The organism is Pedobacter nototheniae (assembly GCF_004335085.1).
In the GTDB taxonomy this organism is placed as follows: domain Bacteria; phylum Bacteroidota; class Bacteroidia; order Sphingobacteriales; family Sphingobacteriaceae; genus Pedobacter; species Pedobacter nototheniae.
On sequence record NZ_RQRS01000031.1, the window covers coordinates 1 to 19,128 of the forward strand.

Below are 19,128 nucleotides of genomic sequence, written 5' to 3' on the forward strand. Positions count from 1 at the left end.
GGTACAATAGGAAAAGAAGACATTCGGCACTTGATTACAGAACCCCAGTTCAGGTTGAAAGAGCAATGCTGAAAAATAAAACAGAAGCGGCATAAAATGTCTCCACTTTTATATTGCAATTCCAGTAGCAACTCCAACTATTGATATATAGGGCGATTAGGATTGCGGAACGCAATGCCCGCGAATGGTTAAGGTGTTGATAAACGTTCACGGCCTTGATGCCGGCCTTTTTTTAGAGAATTTAAGTGAATAGCAGGATAGGGAACCAGGCGAGCAGGATACACTTATCCGTCAATTAGAAACGGTTTTTATGAAACGACAAGTAAATTCAGGACGGTATGCCGCAGTTAGGAATTATCCGAAAAGTGGCCACGCATTGCTGACCAAAATGGCTTTTCGTATAAGCGTCCTATCTGATGCCGCATTTGATTGTGGCCAGTACCAGATAAAACCAGCGATGCTAATTATTTTAACAAATCTCTGATTTGTTGCAAGTCAAAATCCAACTTCTGGCCAGATGGAAGTTTTTCATTCTCCTTATCCATCAGATCCTGGATCTTCTGCAGGGAATTTTTCATGCTTGCTTTTGACTTTTGCTCATATTCTATGAATCTCTGGTGTTCTAAACTTGTTAGGGTGGTGGTTAAACGAAATATTCCGGTGAACAACTCTATGAATGCAATGGTCATCCGGGCATCCTGCTCTCCGTCTAGGGTGTTGACCGTTTCGTACCATTCCCTGAAATTTTTATGAATATGCCCACCGACCTTATTTCTAACATCCATTACGGTGGTTTTAATTTTGAACTTGCGGACAAATACTTTTTCTTCTGCATTGATTTCATTCAGGATAGGCTCAAGTTCAGGATACCTGGTCGAAACCAATGACCGCAGAAATTGCTTATGAGCACTATAAGTTTCATATGCTTCATAAACGGTTAAATTAGCCTGTCGGTTAAAATATAGATGCTGCAGCTTAATTTTGCACAGATACATCTGACTGGTAATAATGCTAAGGTCCGTGGAAGCAATAATGAACAGTGCCTGTAGCTGGTACAGATTTTTAACTGAAGTAAAATCCTGACCGGTCTTGATATCCTGTTCAAGTATTTCAAATTTTTCCATGTCGGTCAGCCATTTGTGTATCAGATCCAGTTCCCCGGCATGATGTTCACAGGTTTCCAGACAGGCCTGATGAAGTTTTTTTCAGACTGCATCCGTCGGGATGTTTAAAAAGTCTTCCATTATAACAGTTGTTTTGACAATGCGAAATTCAATAGTACAGTATCGCTGAGAGGATCTGAAACATCCCGGCGAAGCACTTTCGTTTTATGTTCAACAAATCTTTGCAACCCACATGCTTTGCTGCTTAAGGATCTATGGAAAGATGCTGGCGAAACACCGGGTGTCCTTTTACTGACTTTCATACCTCAAGGTAATCATTTCAAAATATCAACCGAAGAAAAGTGCTTCTTTCTCGAATACGAGAGATTGAACGTCGTTTGAGTAGTCATATAGTTATATACCCTTCACCAGGTAGTAACTTTCTGCTTTTTTTAGCACAATAAAATTTAATAGATCAACCCTAGTAGGCAGTCTATGATTAAATACGATACTAATGCAGTTAAGGTCCCTGGTAGTGATTTTATAAAAATTTACGTTAAGATCCGCAATTAAGTTCCGGAATCAAATTTGACTTAGGAATATTTGGATCCATTTCCATCATCTTGGCTCTTAGATCGGCTAAACGCGTCAGAAAAAGAGAGGACATCTGAATGAAATGCGAACCAAAACCGCAAATCAGAAATAAGATCATGTTTAAAAAAAAAACAAGATTTTATCCCTCAAATTTTGTTTTATCACACTAAATTTTTACCATTGTTATACAATCCGGCAACAAGAAAATCACCCAATTTTTGTTTGACACTTTTTGATTTTAATATACTGATTATCAGTTAGTTCTACTTTCTGTATCGGTAAGTAATCTTTTTGCTTTTAGTACGTAAATCCCACTTAACCCATTAAAGTTAAGTGGGATTTATTTTTATCAAGAATTTTAATCTATTCTTTTGAAAAGTAGAACTCATGCGTTTTCGGGAGAATGTTTCCCTAATGTTTCAAACTTTTTGGTTTATAATGCCCTTTCTTATATTAAAATAAATCAGCTATTTACGAATATAGATTTGAAAGCCTCGAATATTGGTTGGTAGATATCAAATATCAATTCACTTTTGTGTGATATATTATTTAATCCGAGTTTTATCATGAAATGAATGAACTATAGATATCCTAAACTTCTAAAACATTTAATTATTTACTCTTTAAAAAACAAAATTATGAAACATTTATTTATCGCATTAATATGCACAATTATTGGGTTTAGCGCTTTTGCAGCTGATCGTGCTCCAAAAAAAGATTTACCTGTTGTAACAAAGATTGAAGTTAAAACCACTTCAAATGTGAACACATACATTACTAAAAATAATAAGAAAAGCAAGTTCTTTCGCATTCAACGCAGTTTTACATTTACCGATTTTTGTGGTGGAACTTATATAATTTATGTTTCTGCACCTAATGGTACCTCATACAACTCAATGGGCGCAACGGCAATCAATGCATTTACAAGTAATTTCGATAATGGTGGATGTTTTCACCATGAAAATATTTAACAATTAATCTAGTTTAAAGGTGTTTTTTAGCTGCTTTTTGGATAATCTAAATCGCATAACCATACTTGATGAAGATTGTTTTTCATTTCAAATTAACCCCAGGAATTTCTACCTGGGGTTAATCATTTGCTCATAATTGAATAGATTGGTTATTACCTGAAGAATATTTTTATTGCAAGTGTATTATTAAACTTAAATAAATAAACAGCTATGAAAGCATCTTTAGAGACAGGTAAAATTTTAAATAAATAAAACAATTATGAATCAATTACGTTTAATATTTGAGAGCGTTAATTTAGATGAGCGGGAAGAGCCTTAGGTTTTTCCCGCTTTCTTTTTTTGGTTAATACTTTGTTTGGTTATGACTAAGCCGTGACCTCTACGCAACGACCGTATTATTACATTTGGAAGTAAATCATTGAATTAATGAAGATAATAGGATTTTTATCATTTGGGCACTGGTCTAACCATCCCTCATACCAAACCCGAACCGCAGCCGATACCTTATTACAATCTATCGATTTAGCTGTTGCAGCAGAAGAAATAGGTGTAGATGGTGCTTATTTCAGGGTTCATCATTTTGCTCGACAATTGGCATCACCATTTCCTTTGCTTGCCGCAATTGGTGCAAAAACCAATAAAATAGAAATTGGAACAGGCGTTATTGATATGCGTTATGAAAACCCTTTGTACATGGTTGAAGATGCTGGTGCTGCCGATTTAATTTCTGAAGGCAGGTTACAATTGGGTATCAGTAGAGGTTCGCCGGAGCAAGTTATTGATGGCTGGCGCAAATTTGGCTATCAACCTGCTAATGGAGAAACTGACGCAGATATGGGCCGCCAAAAAGCATTAGAATTTTTAGATAAATTAAGTGGAGATGGTTTTGCACAGCCAAATCCTAATCCCATGTTCCCTAATCCCCCGGGTTTGTTACGGCTTGAACCTTTTTCTGAAGGATTGAGAGAACGCATTTGGTGGGGTGCTGCATCTAATACAACAGCAGTTTGGGCAGCAGAAAATGGTATGCATTTGCAAAGTTCTACATTAAAAATGGACGAAAGTGGTAAACCTTTTCACATTCAGCAGGCAGAACAAATTAGGTTGTATAAGGAAGCATGGAAAAAAGCAGGCCATCAACGCGAAGCAAGAGTTTCGGTAAGTCGTTCTATTTTTGCATTGGTAAGTGATGAAGATAGATATTACTTCGGTCAGCAAGGGAAGGGATCCGATAGTTTTGGCTATATTGAACCTGAAAAACGAGCGGTTTTCGGTAAAAGTTATGCAGCCGAACCCGATCAACTTATCAAGGAATTAGCAGAAGATGAGGCTATACAAGAAGCGGATACACTACTGCTAACTATACCAAATACTTTAGGCGTTGATTACAATATTCATGTACTCTCCTCTATTTTAGAACATGTAGCTCCTGCATTGGGTTGGCGTTAATGGTTTATTTATCTTAAATTTTTATACTTGAAAATAGCAACCTTTCAAACACTTCATCCCGATTTGGCTAAAACTAATAAGGTGATTTCCATTGAAAAATATGAGCAGATTAAAGAAGCTTTATTAGTGATTTTGGCCGTGCTTCCATTAACGCATACCGAATTAATGGAAGCACTATACCAAAAGGTTAAAGATAGTTTTGTTGGTGGGGTACAGTGGTATGGAGAAGTAGTTAAGCTTGATTTGGAAGCAAGAAAACTGATTGAAAGGACTAACGATAAGCCGCAGAAATACAGATTAGTTTCAAAGATATAATTAGTGCAATGGAGCCTATAAAAATAACTCTATCTCAAGCCAGAAAAATAATTATTGAAGCAGCCGGACTTGCCCGGCCTGCTCAGTTTGGCTTAGGGATAGAGGCTGTTTATAAACTTATAACACATTTGGGCTTTGTGCAACTGGATACCAATTATGTTGTGGAGCGTGCTCATCATCATGTTATGTTTGCTCGAATACCCGACTATGAATTGGGCTGGCTAGCCGAGCTTGTAGAAGATGGACTTATATTTGAATATTTTAGTTCTGATGCGGGTTTTATCCCTGTTGAAGATTTCCGTTTCTCGTTACCAATAAAGGAGGCTTTTAAAACACAGGGGAATGCTTTGAGTAAGCCTGTTGAAATTTTGATGAAGCAGATTATGGATCGCGTGGAACGGGATGGGGCAGTAAAAGTTGGAGACTTTGATAACGATAGATTAGAAGCAAGTTCTGGTTGGTGGGATTGGCGTCCATCTAAGGTTGCGCTTGAAAGACTTTATCTGGAGGGAAAACTCATGATTAGTCGGGATGAAAAGTTTCATAAAAGTTATGATTTGCCACTAAATCTACTGCCACAGCAAACTGATTTAACAATGCCAACGGCAGAAGAATTTGCACGTTTTATTATTCGTCGTACTTTAAAAGCACTCGGGATTTCTACTATAAAAGAAATGGCTTGGCGGGCAAGAAGGGTTAAGGGAAATTTAGTTAAAACGGAGATCGAAAAAATGTTGCAGCTTGGAGAAGTTAGGCTGGTAAACGTGGATAATTTGAAAGGTCCGTTTTATATGCTCGCTGAACAAAACCTAAATACTGAGCTTTCAGGTGATGTATTTATCCTTTCGCCGTTTGATATTATAAATGTTTTCAGACACCGTTTACGTGAGTTTTTTAATTTCAATTACCAGATAGAATGTTTTGTGCCGGCACAAAAACGTTTGTATGGTTATTTTTCTCTTCCTGTATTATCTGGCGAAACATTTATTGCAAGAATGGATGCCAAAGCAGATCGTAAAAAGAAATTACTGATTGTTCATAATATACATTTTGAAGATATTACAATCGGAGAGGCTGTGCTTGAAAATTTTATATCCTCCTTAAAAGCATTTATTGAATTTAACCAATGCAGAAATATTGTTTTCAGTAAATCAAATAATGAGCATTACCTCGATGTGATCCGTAAGGGTTTTTTCGAATAGGTTTTTCTGATAACTTGATAATATATCAGTCTTCAATTACTCACATGGTCCATTTTGTTCATCTATACGTTTAAGTATATAAGATAAAACAATGGTGTAAGCCACGTATGTTACAAATACAAAAAAACCGAGTTGTAATGCAGAGTTATTCGCGGTAACTGTTTTAAGCGTATCATTTTCCATATTAAGCCCCGAAAGCTGACTCTTTAAAATGCCATTAAGCCCGATATAAGTCATTGCAATACCAACCACCATAACATCTGCCATATCCCATTTGCCCAAATCGAAAGCTAGAAAGCGCAATATTTTCTGACTGCCAAAAAGATGACCACAAGATACATGAATCCCCCTTGCTACAATACGCAATAGCGGAAGCACAATTACAAAAACAAGCAGTAATGCACCCACCAGTACAGCATCAGGCTTTGGCTGCTCAATCAACGTACCTATAATGCCAAGGATACTTTTACTTTGAAAAAAGAGGACTTGGTTGGTAAAAGCAATCTTATCACCTAACAAAGCAAATTCCAGTGTTTGTATACGGGCATCAACTTCTATAATTGGCGATGTAACGCCTACGGTAAGTAATATTGCCGCAAATAATAACGACATAATAAATAAAGGGACGTGTAGTTGCACCTTTTTTCTTAAAAAAAGCCATAGCGTTAAAGCAATAGCAACGCAGCCCAACATGCCAAGTGCAAACTGTAGATTCGCCTTTTTAATCTCTGCCAGCCTATTATTTACAAGACTATCAAAAGCCTTCGCATTTTTTACATGGTATTTATGATAAATATTTTGCTCAACTGTTGTAATCGTGGTATCGGTGCTATCGTAAGTTTGTGCTTCAAGCTCATCTACCTTGCTTGCAGCTATGCCCTTTAAACGGTTTAAACTGGTTGGACTCGTTATTTTAGCTACAATTGTTTTTGCAAAAGAAGGTACCTGTGCATGTAATTCATCAATATCAACGAAGCTTTTAAAAGCCAGTTTTTTAAGTTTTCCACCGAGGCTTTTCTGAGGTTTGGTTACTTCTGATACTGCTTTATTTACCAAACCATGAAGTTCTTTTTCAACTTCTTTTCGCATTTCTACTTTTTGCTTTGCCGTTAATTTAAAGCCACTTACTCTACGATCTACAACATGTGATATTTTTTCGCCCCATTTATCAACGGAGAATATACCGAAAGTAATGTTGTTGGATAAACTGTAATCTTCTTTAATATGTTTCTGCTCAACAGAAAGCTGACGAAAATTGTACCCAAAATAAGCTTCGCCGAATAAAAGAACACTCAACGCGGCAATAAGCAAAATAGGAGCAAGCCTACTTTTTTTTGTAGATATATTGGAGGTGATATTTGTTGTAGTTGCCATAATAATTAATCAACAGCTTAAATGAAATGGTTTAATGTGCATCATGCGGTGTAATAAATTTCAATATTGTAGATAGAATGAGCCCATAAAGCACAAAACTGATGAAAATAATATAACCTGGTTGCAAGGCTGTATTGTTGGTTGTTAAAATTGTGAGTGAGTCATTTTTGATATTAAGTGCCTGAAGCTGACCTTCTAATAATCCATTTAAACCTATATATGCCATCAAAACAGCAATCACAATTACATCAGCCATGCTCCACTTGCCAGATTGAAATGCAAAATATTTAATAATGCCATTCTCCGCCAATCGTTTATTACCCAAAAGGTGAATCCCGGTTGAACTGAGTTTAACAACAGGAAAAAGAATACTGAAAACTAATATGAGTACACCCACCAATATGGAATCTACTCCAGGTTGACTAATCAATACGCTAACCACATCCATAATGCTCTTACTTTGAAAAAACAACACCTGATCTTTAAACATCACATGCTCTCCAAGCAATACAAAATCCAACGATCGGATCCGTGCATCTACCTCTATCATCGATGCCGTTAGCCCAACAGCCAATAATATGAATGCAAAAAATAAGGACATTACAAAAAGGGTAACATGCAAATCCCTGCGTTTACGCAAGCCCCACCAAAAACCTAACACTACAACTACGCAGCCTAACATTATGAAAGAATACCGATAGGTTTTTACACGAATATCAGCAAGCGACGCCACTAATTTTTTGTTCAGCAAATCAATAGATGTTACCTGATATTTTTTGTACATCATTTTAATTGCCGCGGCATTTGCAACAAATGCACTATCCTGTTTTTCTTCATTAGCAATTTCATTAAACTCGCCAATGGCCATTTTACTTAATTGCTTTTTATTTTTTGGATTATCTACCTCAGCAATAATTTTTTTTGCAAAGTTTGGTACTTGCGCCTTAATACTATCGGAGTTTACGAAGTTTTTAATTGCAAATTTCTGTATTTTACCACTCAGCGTTTTTTTTGGTTTATTTACAAGGGCTTCGGCCTTATTAATGAGTGCAACCAGTACTTCTTCAACCTCCGTTTGCAATACTTTTTTTTGCTTTCTGGTCATTTTTAAATTGCCCACCTGTTTATGTACAATTTTAGATACCTTATCTTTCCATTGCTGCACAGAAAACAAACCATAAGTAATGTTATTCACATCCGAATAATCTTCTTTAATACGTTCTTGATGGTCGGAAAGCTCATGTAGCCTAAAACCAAAGTAACCCTCAGTACCTAGTAAAAGGGCAAGAGCCAGTATTAGTAGAAATTTAGGAAGAAAAGACTTGCGCTCCCTTATATATTTTTCTTGTGTTTCCAAGCCGATTAATTTAAATGGTTATGCAAATTGATAACTATATTAGTTTGGTATTGCCAGATAAAACCAAAAACAAGTGCAAAAGGTTTTAAAAGGAAATAAAATAGTTTTATATAACGGTTTTTCAAGTAATAGTTATGTAATTGCTATGCAGAAAGGAGTCCCCAGCACTCATTTTTACTTTCTATTTTTAATATTTTTTTATAAAAAAATAGATTTTAAGTGTTTTAATACTTTCTTCTGTGGGAGAAATAACTTATTGTTGCATAAATAAATTATCACTCATGACTAAATTTGTAAAAGGCAGTGAGCTCAATGCCGCACTCGAAAAAATTATTAACAAAGCACAGAGTATCTTGTTATTGATTTCTCCATTTATTAAACTTCATAGCAGAATTAGAGATGAATTGAAGCTGAAAAAAAAATCTCCCGACTTAAAAATATCAATTGTATATGGAAAATCAGAGAATGGAAATCGTCTTAATAAAGAAGATTTGGCATTTCTTAAAGAGTTTCCAAATATCGAAATAAGATATGAAAAGAATTTACATGCTAAATATTATGGTAATGAAATGTCGGGTTTAATTACATCCATGAACCTTTATGATTTTTCTCAAAATAATAATATAGAAGCAGGTATTCTAACGGAAACATCAGCTTGGCGTATTGGAGGTATTTCTAATTTTGTTGGTACAGGTGACTTAGATTTAGATGCTTATAATTACTTTAATGATGTGATCTCAAATAGTGAACTCTTATACCAAAAAGTACCTAGATATGAATCTACCATGTTTAATTTGAGTCAAAAATTCATTGAATCAGTTGTTGAAAAAGATATTATAGATCATTATCATGATAGTCAAGGTGACACTTCTATTAATTTTAAATCCTATGAAAAGAGTGATAGTAAAAAAGAAATTAATCGTAATAAAATAACTACTGGTTTTTGTATAAGAACTGGAGCAGAGATTCAGTTTAATATTAAAAAACCTTACTGTGAAAAGGCATATGTTAATTGGAGCAAATGGGCCAATGAAGAATACCCAGAAAAATATTGTCATTTTTCCGGAGAATTATCAAACGGTAATACATGTTATATTACGCCTATAATGAAAAAACATTGGCGTGATGCTAAACGAACCCATAATTTATAGTTTCCATGTATAGAGATTAGATAGTTAATAGCATAATCTTAAGAAAAGAATACGATAAGCAGTTTAATATTATGATTAATAAACTTTAGTATCCTATATAAAAATTTTTGCTTTTAAATCCCATGCCTCTGCAGAAAGCAACCTGTAGCACTCAAGGTTGTTTTAAGGTTGTCTCGTGCAGCAACAACAAATAATAGACTTTAAATAAACCAAGTATTTTTGGTTTAGCTTTATAAAACTATACTTAGGCTCAGTTGTTCTTAAAAAAAAAATACATTTCTTATGATAGAGCATAACAAGAACATATTAGAGCAAGCAAATAATGCAATTACCAAAGGGGATTATGAAGGATTTCTTTCTTATTGCACTGAGGATACCAAATGGGTTTTTGTTGGCGATGAAATCCTAAAAGGGAAAGAAGCTGTACGTGAATACATGAAAAAAGCTTATCAGGAGCCTCCAAAATTTATGGTTGAGCATTTAATCGGAGATGGCGATTTTGTTACTGCATTAGGTAAAATTAAGATGAGAGATAAAGATCAAAAAGAGATTGAGTATGCTTATTGTGATGTTTGGCGATTTAAGGATGGTAAAATGGATGAATTAAAGGCCTTTGTAATTGAAGCATAAGAATAACAGAAATTTACTTCCCTATAATTTATGGTCAGTATTTTTCGCCTCTGCAGTCCTAATTCTGCTCAAGGTTTCCAATCTCATACTTAAAAAAGATGCGATATATTTTAATGGAACCCGGTCAAGCAAGTAATTGTAGGTAATTAAAAAACGTTCATAGCGTTTCTTTGCTGTTGGGAGCCTTGAAATAAAAGCCCTTTCAGACGCTCCTTTATAATAAATTTCAGTCATCTTTCTGCCCACATAATTCGCAATGTTAAAATTTTCGTATAAATATCTCGACATTTCGTGCGGAATAGCAACGGCCAATACAGGATCTATGCTTTCAATATATTCTTCTGATGCTTCTTCAATCCACAAGTTGCGGATGCTGCCTGCAAGTTCATTTTCAATAACTATCCAGGTGGTAATTTTTTTATTTCCGGCTTTAATATAGCCATGAACTGATCCCTTTAATATAAGAAAAATATACCTATTACGGTTATGAGGGGAGGCCATATGTTTGCCCTTTGCAAAGGTAACAGGGAAAGTTTGCTCATTTATAATGCGCTCAATCTCGGAATTAAGAGGGTGGAATAACTTAAATACCGAAATGAGTGGTGATATACCACCAAGGTTATCCCATTTTTTATCGCCCAGTTCATTCTTTAAGATCATCTTACTGCAAAAGTCATCAATAGCAAATGATTTTACAAACAAGGATTTACAACTTATAGGAGTAATTTTATTGCGTTTGTTTAAAGCTTATGCTTTGATTATGTGGGTATTGTGATTTAGTTATTAAGAAAACTAAATGTGATTTCCTTCCCTAATTATTTCCAATAAGGATAAACGAATAGCCAGTAGCTGAAGATTAATAATAATCATGAAAATTAGCTAAATTCGTCGCAAAGGGCAGGAAGGGATAAAAAACCTTTTTTTGAGCTAAATAACAACGTTCCTCAAAACTTACTATTAAATTAATTAATGGATAAAATTAAAATGGCTTAACCATCTCAGGTAATCGGTAAAGAGAATAAATATGAATATTAATACTTTAGAAAATGTTGAAATTGAAGATATAGTAAATACGCTGAATCTATCATTTTCTGACTATATAGTGCCTTTACAACTTAATTTAGAGCAGTTAAATTTTAAGATATCTACAGAGAATATAAAGTTAAACTTATCAATCGGTATTTTTGAAGCGGACAGATTAGTTGGCTTTATGCTTCATGCTTTAAACGATTTGGATGGAAAATTAGTTGCCTATAATGCTGCAACGGGAGTTATTCCAAATTATCGTGGACAAGGTTTGGTCGCCAAAATGTACGATTTCTTATTACCTAAATTAAAAGTTTTAAATGTAAAACACATGGTGCTTGAGGTAATCACGGTTAATGCATCGGCCATTAAAGCTTATGAAAAAATTGATTACAAGGCGCAAAGAACTCTTAATTGTTTTGGCGGACCTATAACAAAAGATTTAGGAGGAGATATTGCTGTAATTAAAACAATGAATGATTTTGAATGGGATACTTTTACTTCCTTCTGGTCTATCAAACCTACCTGGCAAAACTCAATTATAACCTTAAATAAAAGTAAGGAAAGTTGCCGTATTTTAGGTGCTTATCTTAATAATGAGCTTGTAGGATATATTGTTTATAATCCTGCTTCAAGAAAAATTATGCAGATTGCTGTCGCAGAAGAGCATCGGCGCAGGAGAATAGGTTCACAATTGGTTAACGGAATGCTAACAGCTATAAATTCTAAAGAAGTTCTTATTTTTAATGTGGATGCTGGTTCTTTGGAAATGGATGCCTTTTTAAAATATTTAGGAGTACGCGCTACAGTTTCTCAGTTTGAAATGGAAAGAATAATTTAAATAGAACTTTAAAAGCAAACTAAATACGCTCTTAACTGTTGCCTTATTGTTTTTCAACCTCCGTTTAGCGTTTTGAAATGGCGTATACGGTAAAAATAAATTAAATGAATAAGGAACAAAAAGAGTACATCGAAAATATATTTAAGAGCCAGAAAAGGTTTTTTGCAGAAAGAAAAACTTTAAGTATTGATTTCAGAATCGAACAATTGAATAACCTGAAGAAATCTTTCGTAGCGCACACAGATGCAATTTGTGCTGCTATGCTTACTGATTTAGGGAAAAGCAGGGAAGAAACGGAATATGCAGAAATAAAAATTGTTGTAGATGAGCTTGATTATTGTGTAGCAAACTTAGCAAACTGGGCAAAACCCATTCAAATACCTCCCAAGCAACATTCTTCAGGGGCCGAGATTACTAGTAAAGTTACCTATCAACCATACGGAGTAAGCTATATTGTTGGCCCTTTTAATTACCCCGTTCAACTAACATTTAGTCCTTTACTGGGGGCTATAATGGGTGGAAATACCGCGGTTATAAAACCATCAGAAAATACTCCAAATGTTGCAAAAGTAATTCAGGATATTGTTGAAGATGCATTTGCTTCCGAATATATAGCTGTAATTCAGGGTGGAATTGAAGAAAATACGCTTTTATTAAGCTTTAGTTTTGATTATATCTTTTTTACAGGAAGTGCCAATGTGGGCAAAATTGTAATGAAAGCAGCTGCAGAACAACTTATTCCAGTTACGTTAGAATTGGGTGGTAAATCGCCTACAATTGTACATCACGATGCTGATCTTGATAAAACGGTGCAAAGAATTGCAAGGGGAAAATGGATGAACTGTGGACAAACCTGCGTGGCACCAGATTATGTTTATGTACATGAATCGATTAAAAATATATTAATTACAAAGTTTATAGATCATTTAAAGAAAACATACAATGACGAATCGTTTGGCAAAATAGGGAAAATTGTGTCAGGTAAACAAGTCGAAAATCTTGCTGGTTATTTAGATGCTGCAAAAGAAAAAGTTGTTTATGGCGGAAAACATGATGTGGAATCTCGTTATTTTGAGGCTACTTTGATGGACAATGTAACATGGGAAGATGCTATTATGCAGCAGGAAATTTTTGGTCCAATTCTTCCTTTTTTAACCTACTCTGATATTGATACAGTACTCGAAGAAATTAACTCCAGACCAAAGCCTTTGGCATTATATGTTTTTTCTGAAGATAACGCTTTTACTCAAGAGGTATTAGAAAGAACAACTAGTGGTGATGCTGAAATTAATAGCACGCTGATTCACGTAGGTACGCATTTTCTGCCTTTTGGTGGTGTAGGTAATTCAGGAATTGGAAAATATCACGGCCAATATAGCTATCAAACATTTAGCCACATGAGATCTGTTTTAAAGCTGTCATAAAAACTTAATATAATTTTAAAGAATTGTAAGTTGCTTGTTGTTAACCGCTCGAAAAGTTAATTATAATACGATTCAATTGCTTAATTATAAATGAGATAATTAGAAATATTACTATTCTAATTATCTCATTTTTGCCTTAAACAGTACCTATTGCAAATTGCAAGAATACTTTTTATCATCAAAAAACTGTCACGCTCTAAAGGAATATTTTCCATATCTGGTTCATTTAGAATCTAAATTCTTCAAATTTTTAATTTCTTACGGTAGGTAATCTTGGCCTTATCTAGAAGTTATAACTTTTTGACTTGATTTTTCTATTTATCAGTTCATATTTTTTATTACAACCATCTTCGTAATTCCCTTTACCATAGCAGATTCATTTTTTTATTGTGTTCCCACAATTAACTACCTACGCAAAACGACTGCATTATTTATTCTGACTGACTATTAACTATTTGATTTACAGATTATTGTGTTTTTGCAGTATATGTGCGTAGTTCTTATTTCTAAAATAAAAACTATTTATGTGGTTAAAATTGAAATATAATGCGATAAGATTCAGCTAACGACTAATCGACTTCAACTGCATCAATAATTATTTCTCATTAATCAACTTAACCAAGCAAAACATGCAAAACAACTACAAAGAAGAGGATTAATTTAAATAAGGCGTTCAATAAAAGTAGAAGCGATGGCGATCGTAAGTACTTAAAATGTTGGGCTAGTCTTTACAAACTGTACGAATAGTTTATCAATTAACATTAATCCAAACAAAAAATATGAATAATATTATTCATTGTGTTGTGCCAAAAAAAAAAAGGCAACAACGCAATCAAACTTGGCGAACCATTAAATTGGTTTTAGTCATTCTCTCTTTAACCTTTGTGCAGGCAAGCGCTAAAGGAAACTTAAAAAACAGAGCAATTTCCCCTTTAAATATTACCTCAAATAATTTTGATCATAAAATTTTGCTAGCTGAAATTCAGCAAGTTATTATAACGGGTAAAGTTGTTGATGAAGATGGAAAACCATTACCTGGAGCAACAGTAAAAGAAAAAGGAACAAAGAATTACGTCCAAACTGATAACGATGGAAATTTTAATATTAAGGTTTCTCAGTCTGGCGCTATTTTAATTTTTAGTTACATTGGTTATAACAGCCATGAAGCACCAGCTTCTAGTTCTATGAAAATTACACTTAGTAGCAATAACAAGCTCGATGAAGTTGTGGTTACTGGTTACCAGAAAATTGATAAAAAGACATTTACAGGTTCTGTAAGTCAGGTTGATAAAGAAATTGTTAACCGATCTGGATATACTGATGTTTCAAGAATGCTTCAAGGATCAGCAGCGGGAGTAAGTGTAGATAACGTATCCGGAACTTTCGGGTCAACACCAAAAATAAGGATACGAGGCAGTGCTTCTATCTCGGCAAACCAAGAACCCCTATACGTAATTAATGGTATACCAATCTCTTCGCCGGCAAATGTTTCAGTTAGTCAGTTGTATTCAGGAGATCCTGCATCACTTTTAGGGTCCGCTATTGCTGGACTTAATGCTGCAGATATTGAAGATATCTCGATTCTTAAGGATGGATCAGCAACAGCACTATATGGAACAAGAGCTGCCAATGGAGTTGTATCCATTACCACAAAAAAAGGACGAAAAAATTCAGCCTCTGTTAATTTTAGTACAGCTTATACCATCGGTGTAAAGCCAGATATTAGTCAATTTAACGTGATGAACTCTGAACAGCAGATGGACTTATCCCATGATTTGTACAATTTTGGATATTTATCTGTTCTTAACTACCCTTCTTCTACAGGCGCTTTTACAGAGCCATTTAGGAAATACACATTAAACCAAATAAATAAAGACCAGTTTAATGCGACAGTTAACAGAGCACGTTATTTAAACACAGATTGGTTTGATGTACTTTTTAGAAATAACCTCCTGCAAGAACATAGTCTGTCCTTTTCTGGTGGTGGTGATAAATCGACATATTATTTATCAGGAAGCTATGCTGGAGATGATGGACAGGCGGTAGGGTATAATATGAACAGATACACTACTGACTTTCGGGTAACCCTTAATTTAACACCTAAACTTACAGTAGATTTTAATGGAAATGCATCTTTTCGGGATCAACTTACTCCAGGTACATTTAATGCTACCAATACTAATTTTGAACCCACCCGGTCATTTGAGCTAAATCCAACATCTTATGCCATAAATACTAGTCGTGCAATGTCGCCGTATGATAGTGATGGACAGCCTCAATATTACCAAAGAAATTATGCTCCTTTTAATATATTAGAGGAATTAAAAGAGAATTTTAATACATTAAAAACTCAGGATTTTAGATTTTCCTTAAATCCAACATATAAAATAAGTTCATCACTTACTTTTGAAACATTACTTTCTGCAAGAAAAACTTCGTCAAACTACGACCATGTTATTACAGAATTCTCTAATGCTGCGGCAGCTTACAGAGTAGCAACTAATGATCAAGTAAGAAAACTTAATTCACTTTTATATACTGATCCTTCTGATCCGAATGCTATTCCAGAAACTATTCTTCCACGAGGAGGTATTTTGGATGCAACAAAGAATAATGGAAACTTTTTGTATATGCGAAGTACATTAAATTGGATTCAAAAATGGAATGATAAACACACTATAACTGTTTTTGGTGGTGCAGAAATTGGCTCTGATAAGGTAAATACTAATTTCACACGCGGTTATGGCTATTTATATTATGGAGGTAAACTGATCTCCCCAAGTATTTTAGCCTTCAAAAAAGCAATTGAGAGTGATGACCGATATTATGCAGAAGGATTTACAAGAGAAAACAGAACGGCATTATTTCTTACTACTCGCTATACATTTTCTGATAAATATAATTTAGAATTGGCTGGAAGGGTTGATGGTAATAACATGTTTGGAAAAAAAACGCAAACCAGGTTTTTGCCAAATTATAGCGTAGGTTTATCTTGGAATGTGGATAGAGAGAAATTTTTCGAGCGTATTAATAAGGACAAAAAAATTGATTTCATGAAAGTGAGATTAAGCTATGGTCTTAGAGGTAATGCTTATCAAACATCACCCAATATCAATGCCAATTATGCTAATATAAACAGACCTGATGCTATAAACTCTGAAATTGGTATTAGAATTTCCGATCCCGAATTATACAGTTTAACATGGGAAAAAGATTATATCGGTAATCTTGCATTGGATTTAGGATTATTTAACAAACTTGTTTTAAGCGCTGAATATTACCACAGAAATAATGACAACCTAATAAAATCCAGTCAAGTAGGTTATGAAGATGGCTTTTCAACAAAGAGTATTAATTGGGCTTCTTTAAGGAATGAAGGCATAGATATTAGTTTAGGCATAAAAGATATCATAGCAACTAAAGATTTTAGTTGGAATGCTAATTTTCTGTTTGGATATGTAAAAACGACAATGACCAAAGGAAATGCATTATCTCCGTTGTTAACCGAGAAAACTCAACCAGCTGGTTATGGTACTGTAGGTAACGCGTTGTATGGTTTATATGCTTATAGATTTGGAGGACTTGATGAAAATGGACAACCTCTATTTAAAGTTGGAGAAAGTGGAAAAACCGTTAATAACATTCAAAGATCATCAACAAACGATTCTTTAATTGTATACATGGGCTCTCGCCAGCCAACTACAACTGGTTCAATAACCAATACTTTTAAGTACAAAGCATTAGAATTAAGAGTGTTTTTAACTTATAGTTTGGGTAATAAAGTGTTTAGGTCTCCAATGGTTAAGCGAATATATCCTGATGACTTAGCTACTGCTAAAGATATTGATGCTCGCTGGCGCATATCGGGAGATGAGAATACAACCCAGATACCCGGGCTTGTATCTAATATCCAGAATGCATATTTATCTTCTGCATTTATTGAAAATGAGTTCGCTTACAACCGAAGTGATGTAATGGTGGTAAGTGCAAATGTACTTCGTTTAAGTGAGGTGATGTTATCTTACAACTTAGGCAATAAACTGCTTAGCAAAATCCCTTGGATAAAAAGTGCTCGTATAATGGCTTCTGCTAATAATGTTTATTTCTGGGCTAGCCCTAAATTAAGAGGTATAGATCCCCAGACTTTAATTACGGGTGTAAGTTTACCTAATCCAAGAAGTTATACATTACGACTAATAGCGCAATTTTAATCTCAAATAAAATGAAATTATTAAATAAAAAAGATATTATAACCTCATTATTAATCATAATAGGAACTTGTTTTTCTGGCTGTAAAAAGTTTTTAAATGAACCATATGATGGTAGAATAGAACTCCAATTTACAGAGCATTATCAGCAAATATTGGCTGATGCTTACCCTGGAAGGCAAGAGATGTTTACTGATATATTGACGGATGACTATCAATACAGTGCAAATAACGCACAGGCCTCTCTTGTTAGCTATTTTTTACCATTGTACCAGTATAAAGATGTGTATGGAGAGAATAGTTATGGAAACCCTGATATGGCATACAAGGATTTTTATTCAAAAATATATAAAGCAAATGTCGCCATAAGTGGAGTACCGTTATCTAGCCGCGGCTCAGATGAATTTAAGGCTGCTGTAATGGGAGAGGCACTTTTATTAAGAGCTTATAATCATTTTATGCTGGTTAATCTGTTTGGTAAACATTACAACGCTGCAACGGCAAATAATGATTTAGGTATAGCTATTGTGACAGAAGTAAACCAGGAAAATATAAAGGTTTATAAAAGAAATACAGTAAAAGAAGTTTACGATCAAGTAGAAAAAGACGCTGTTGAAGGTATTGCACTCCTTAAAAAAGGAGCAGCTTTTGCACCTAAAAATCCTTATCATTTTTCAATTGCTTCTGCAAACGCTTTTATGAGTAGGGTAAAACTTTATAAAGGAGATTGGGCTGGTACTATTAAGTACGCAGATGAAGTTATTGCAGAAAAAGGAAGATTTGTGAGAGATCTTGCGGCAGATTTAACAGTGATTCCGGCAAATGGGGTCCAAATATTTACCGTTAAATATATGGATCCAACTATACATCCAAGTATTTTGATGAATTATTACTCTTCAGCAAATCTAAGTTTTATTGGTGCAACAGGGTTTAAATTGTCAGGCTTTTACGTTGCCGATGCCTTAGTTCCGCTGCTTCCATCTGGCACTGATTTAAGAGCGGGATTATTTTATCCAGTGGGTACTGTAATAGATAGGCAAACAATGGTTACTAAGTATCAAACACAACCAAATAATCCGAACAGTACATTTAGGATTTCATACTTTACAATGGAAGAAGTTTTACTTAATAGGGCAGAAGCAGTATTGAAAAATGGCGGGGCGTTAGTTGATGCGCTAACAGATTTGGAGGTGTTGCGTAAAGCAAGGTACACGCCTTACGTAGCTTTGGGTGCCGCGGCTCAAACACCAGATGGTCTTTTAGCTACTGTTTTGCTAGAGCGTAGAAAAGAATTTATTGGAGAAGGAATGCGTTGGTTTGATGTAAAACGATTAGGGATAAAAGTAGAGCATGCTTTAGGAAGAGGGGTTGCAGCGGAAGCCATTTTAATGCCCGGCGACTTAAGAACTGCCTTACAAATTCCATTAAAGGAGCAGGCAGCCAATCCGCTTATTCAGTTAAATCCAAGATAAATTTAAATTAA

General features: G+C 34.7%; 14 protein-coding genes. 10 read left to right on the plus strand and 4 right to left on the minus strand.

Annotated elements, in window-relative coordinates:
- Positions 1-464 precede the first annotated feature (464 nt).
- A complete protein-coding gene (locus tag EHC72_RS20630) occupies positions 465-1,124 on the minus strand; it encodes a hypothetical protein (protein ID WP_131539616.1) in 660 nt (219 codons plus the stop codon).
- Positions 1,125-2,335: 1,211 nt separating this feature from the next.
- On the opposite strand from EHC72_RS20630, the gene EHC72_RS20635 reads away from it, so the two are divergent.
- From EHC72_RS20635 to EHC72_RS20650, 4 genes are all read left to right on the plus strand, one after another.
- Positions 2,336-2,668: a hypothetical protein gene (locus tag EHC72_RS20635; RefSeq protein ID WP_131539617.1), complete on the plus strand. Its 333-nt coding sequence runs from the start codon at positions 2,336-2,338 to the stop codon at positions 2,666-2,668.
- Positions 2,669-3,094: 426 nt separating this feature from the next.
- On the plus strand, positions 3,095-4,117 hold the full coding sequence (locus tag EHC72_RS20640) for an LLM class flavin-dependent oxidoreductase (RefSeq protein ID WP_131539618.1): 1,023 nt from the start codon (positions 3,095-3,097) through the stop codon (positions 4,115-4,117).
- Between the two features lie 27 nt (positions 4,118-4,144).
- Positions 4,145-4,432 carry a DUF6958 family protein gene (locus EHC72_RS20645; RefSeq protein ID WP_131539619.1) on the plus strand — a complete coding sequence of 96 codons (288 nt, stop codon included), beginning with the start codon at positions 4,145-4,147 and terminating at the stop codon, positions 4,430-4,432.
- A gap of 8 nt (positions 4,433-4,440) precedes the next feature.
- Positions 4,441-5,634 carry a winged helix-turn-helix domain-containing protein gene (locus EHC72_RS20650; RefSeq protein ID WP_131539620.1) on the plus strand — a complete coding sequence of 398 codons (1,194 nt, stop codon included), beginning with the start codon at positions 4,441-4,443 and terminating at the stop codon, positions 5,632-5,634.
- Between the two features lie 36 nt (positions 5,635-5,670).
- On the opposite strand, the gene EHC72_RS20655 is transcribed toward EHC72_RS20650, so the two are convergent.
- Complete coding sequence (locus EHC72_RS20655) at positions 5,671-7,008, minus strand: paraquat-inducible protein A (RefSeq protein WP_131539621.1); 1,338 nt, start codon at positions 7,006-7,008, stop codon at positions 5,671-5,673.
- 31 nt (positions 7,009-7,039) lie between these two features.
- The gene (locus EHC72_RS20660; RefSeq protein WP_131539622.1) at positions 7,040-8,365 is read right to left on the minus strand and encodes a paraquat-inducible protein A; all 1,326 of its coding nucleotides are present in this window, start codon (positions 8,363-8,365) and stop codon (positions 7,040-7,042) included.
- Positions 8,366-8,646: 281 nt separating this feature from the next.
- Between EHC72_RS20660 and EHC72_RS20665 the strand changes: the two genes are divergently transcribed.
- Positions 8,647-9,516, plus strand: a complete 870-nt coding sequence (locus EHC72_RS20665) for a phospholipase D family protein (protein WP_131539623.1) — start codon at positions 8,647-8,649, stop codon at positions 9,514-9,516.
- 282 nt (positions 9,517-9,798) lie between these two features.
- A complete protein-coding gene (locus EHC72_RS20670) occupies positions 9,799-10,146 on the plus strand; it encodes a nuclear transport factor 2 family protein (RefSeq protein ID WP_131539624.1) in 348 nt (115 codons plus the stop codon).
- Between the two features lie 21 nt (positions 10,147-10,167).
- On the opposite strand, the gene EHC72_RS20675 is transcribed toward EHC72_RS20670, so the two are convergent.
- Entirely contained in the window at positions 10,168-10,806 is a 639-nt protein-coding gene (locus tag EHC72_RS20675; protein ID WP_131539625.1) for a Crp/Fnr family transcriptional regulator, read from the minus strand.
- A gap of 364 nt (positions 10,807-11,170) precedes the next feature.
- Between EHC72_RS20675 and EHC72_RS20680 the strand changes: the two genes are divergently transcribed.
- From EHC72_RS20680 to EHC72_RS20695, 4 genes are all read left to right on the plus strand, one after another.
- Positions 11,171-12,013: a GNAT family N-acetyltransferase gene (locus tag EHC72_RS20680; protein WP_131539626.1), complete on the plus strand. Its 843-nt coding sequence runs from the start codon at positions 11,171-11,173 to the stop codon at positions 12,011-12,013.
- Positions 12,014-12,117: 104 nt separating this feature from the next.
- On the plus strand, positions 12,118-13,437 hold the full coding sequence (mdlD, locus tag EHC72_RS20685; RefSeq protein ID WP_131539627.1) for an NAD(P)-dependent benzaldehyde dehydrogenase MdlD: 1,320 nt from the start codon (positions 12,118-12,120) through the stop codon (positions 13,435-13,437).
- A gap of 779 nt (positions 13,438-14,216) precedes the next feature.
- Positions 14,217-17,648 (plus strand): SusC/RagA family TonB-linked outer membrane protein, encoded by a 3,432-nt coding sequence (locus tag EHC72_RS20690; protein ID WP_131539628.1) that lies wholly within the window; start codon positions 14,217-14,219, stop codon positions 17,646-17,648.
- Between the two features lie 11 nt (positions 17,649-17,659).
- A complete protein-coding gene (locus tag EHC72_RS20695; protein WP_131539629.1) occupies positions 17,660-19,117 on the plus strand; it encodes a RagB/SusD family nutrient uptake outer membrane protein in 1,458 nt (485 codons plus the stop codon).
- Positions 19,118-19,128 lie beyond the last annotated feature (11 nt).

Coding starts and splice junctions, on each gene's coding strand:
- EHC72_RS20655 (WP_131539621.1), bottom strand. CDS start 7,008: ATGGCAACTACAACAAATATCACCTCCAATATATCTACAAAAAAAAGT.
- EHC72_RS20650 (WP_131539620.1), top strand. CDS start 4,441: ATGGAGCCTATAAAAATAACTCTATCTCAAGCCAGAAAAATAATTATT.
- mdlD (WP_131539627.1), top strand. CDS start 12,118: ATGAATAAGGAACAAAAAGAGTACATCGAAAATATATTTAAGAGCCAG.
- EHC72_RS20670 (WP_131539624.1), top strand. CDS start 9,799: ATGATAGAGCATAACAAGAACATATTAGAGCAAGCAAATAATGCAATT.
- EHC72_RS20665 (WP_131539623.1), top strand. CDS start 8,647: ATGACTAAATTTGTAAAAGGCAGTGAGCTCAATGCCGCACTCGAAAAA.
- EHC72_RS20690 (WP_131539628.1), top strand. CDS start 14,217: ATGAATAATATTATTCATTGTGTTGTGCCAAAAAAAAAAAGGCAACAA.
- EHC72_RS20635 (WP_131539617.1), top strand. CDS start 2,336: ATGAAACATTTATTTATCGCATTAATATGCACAATTATTGGGTTTAGC.
- EHC72_RS20630 (WP_131539616.1), bottom strand. CDS start 1,124: ATGGAAAAATTTGAAATACTTGAACAGGATATCAAGACCGGTCAGGAT.
- EHC72_RS20680 (WP_131539626.1), top strand. CDS start 11,171: ATGAATATTAATACTTTAGAAAATGTTGAAATTGAAGATATAGTAAAT.
- EHC72_RS20695 (WP_131539629.1), top strand. CDS start 17,660: ATGAAATTATTAAATAAAAAAGATATTATAACCTCATTATTAATCATA.
- EHC72_RS20640 (WP_131539618.1), top strand. CDS start 3,095: ATGAAGATAATAGGATTTTTATCATTTGGGCACTGGTCTAACCATCCC.
- EHC72_RS20675 (WP_131539625.1), bottom strand. CDS start 10,806: ATGATCTTAAAGAATGAACTGGGCGATAAAAAATGGGATAACCTTGGT.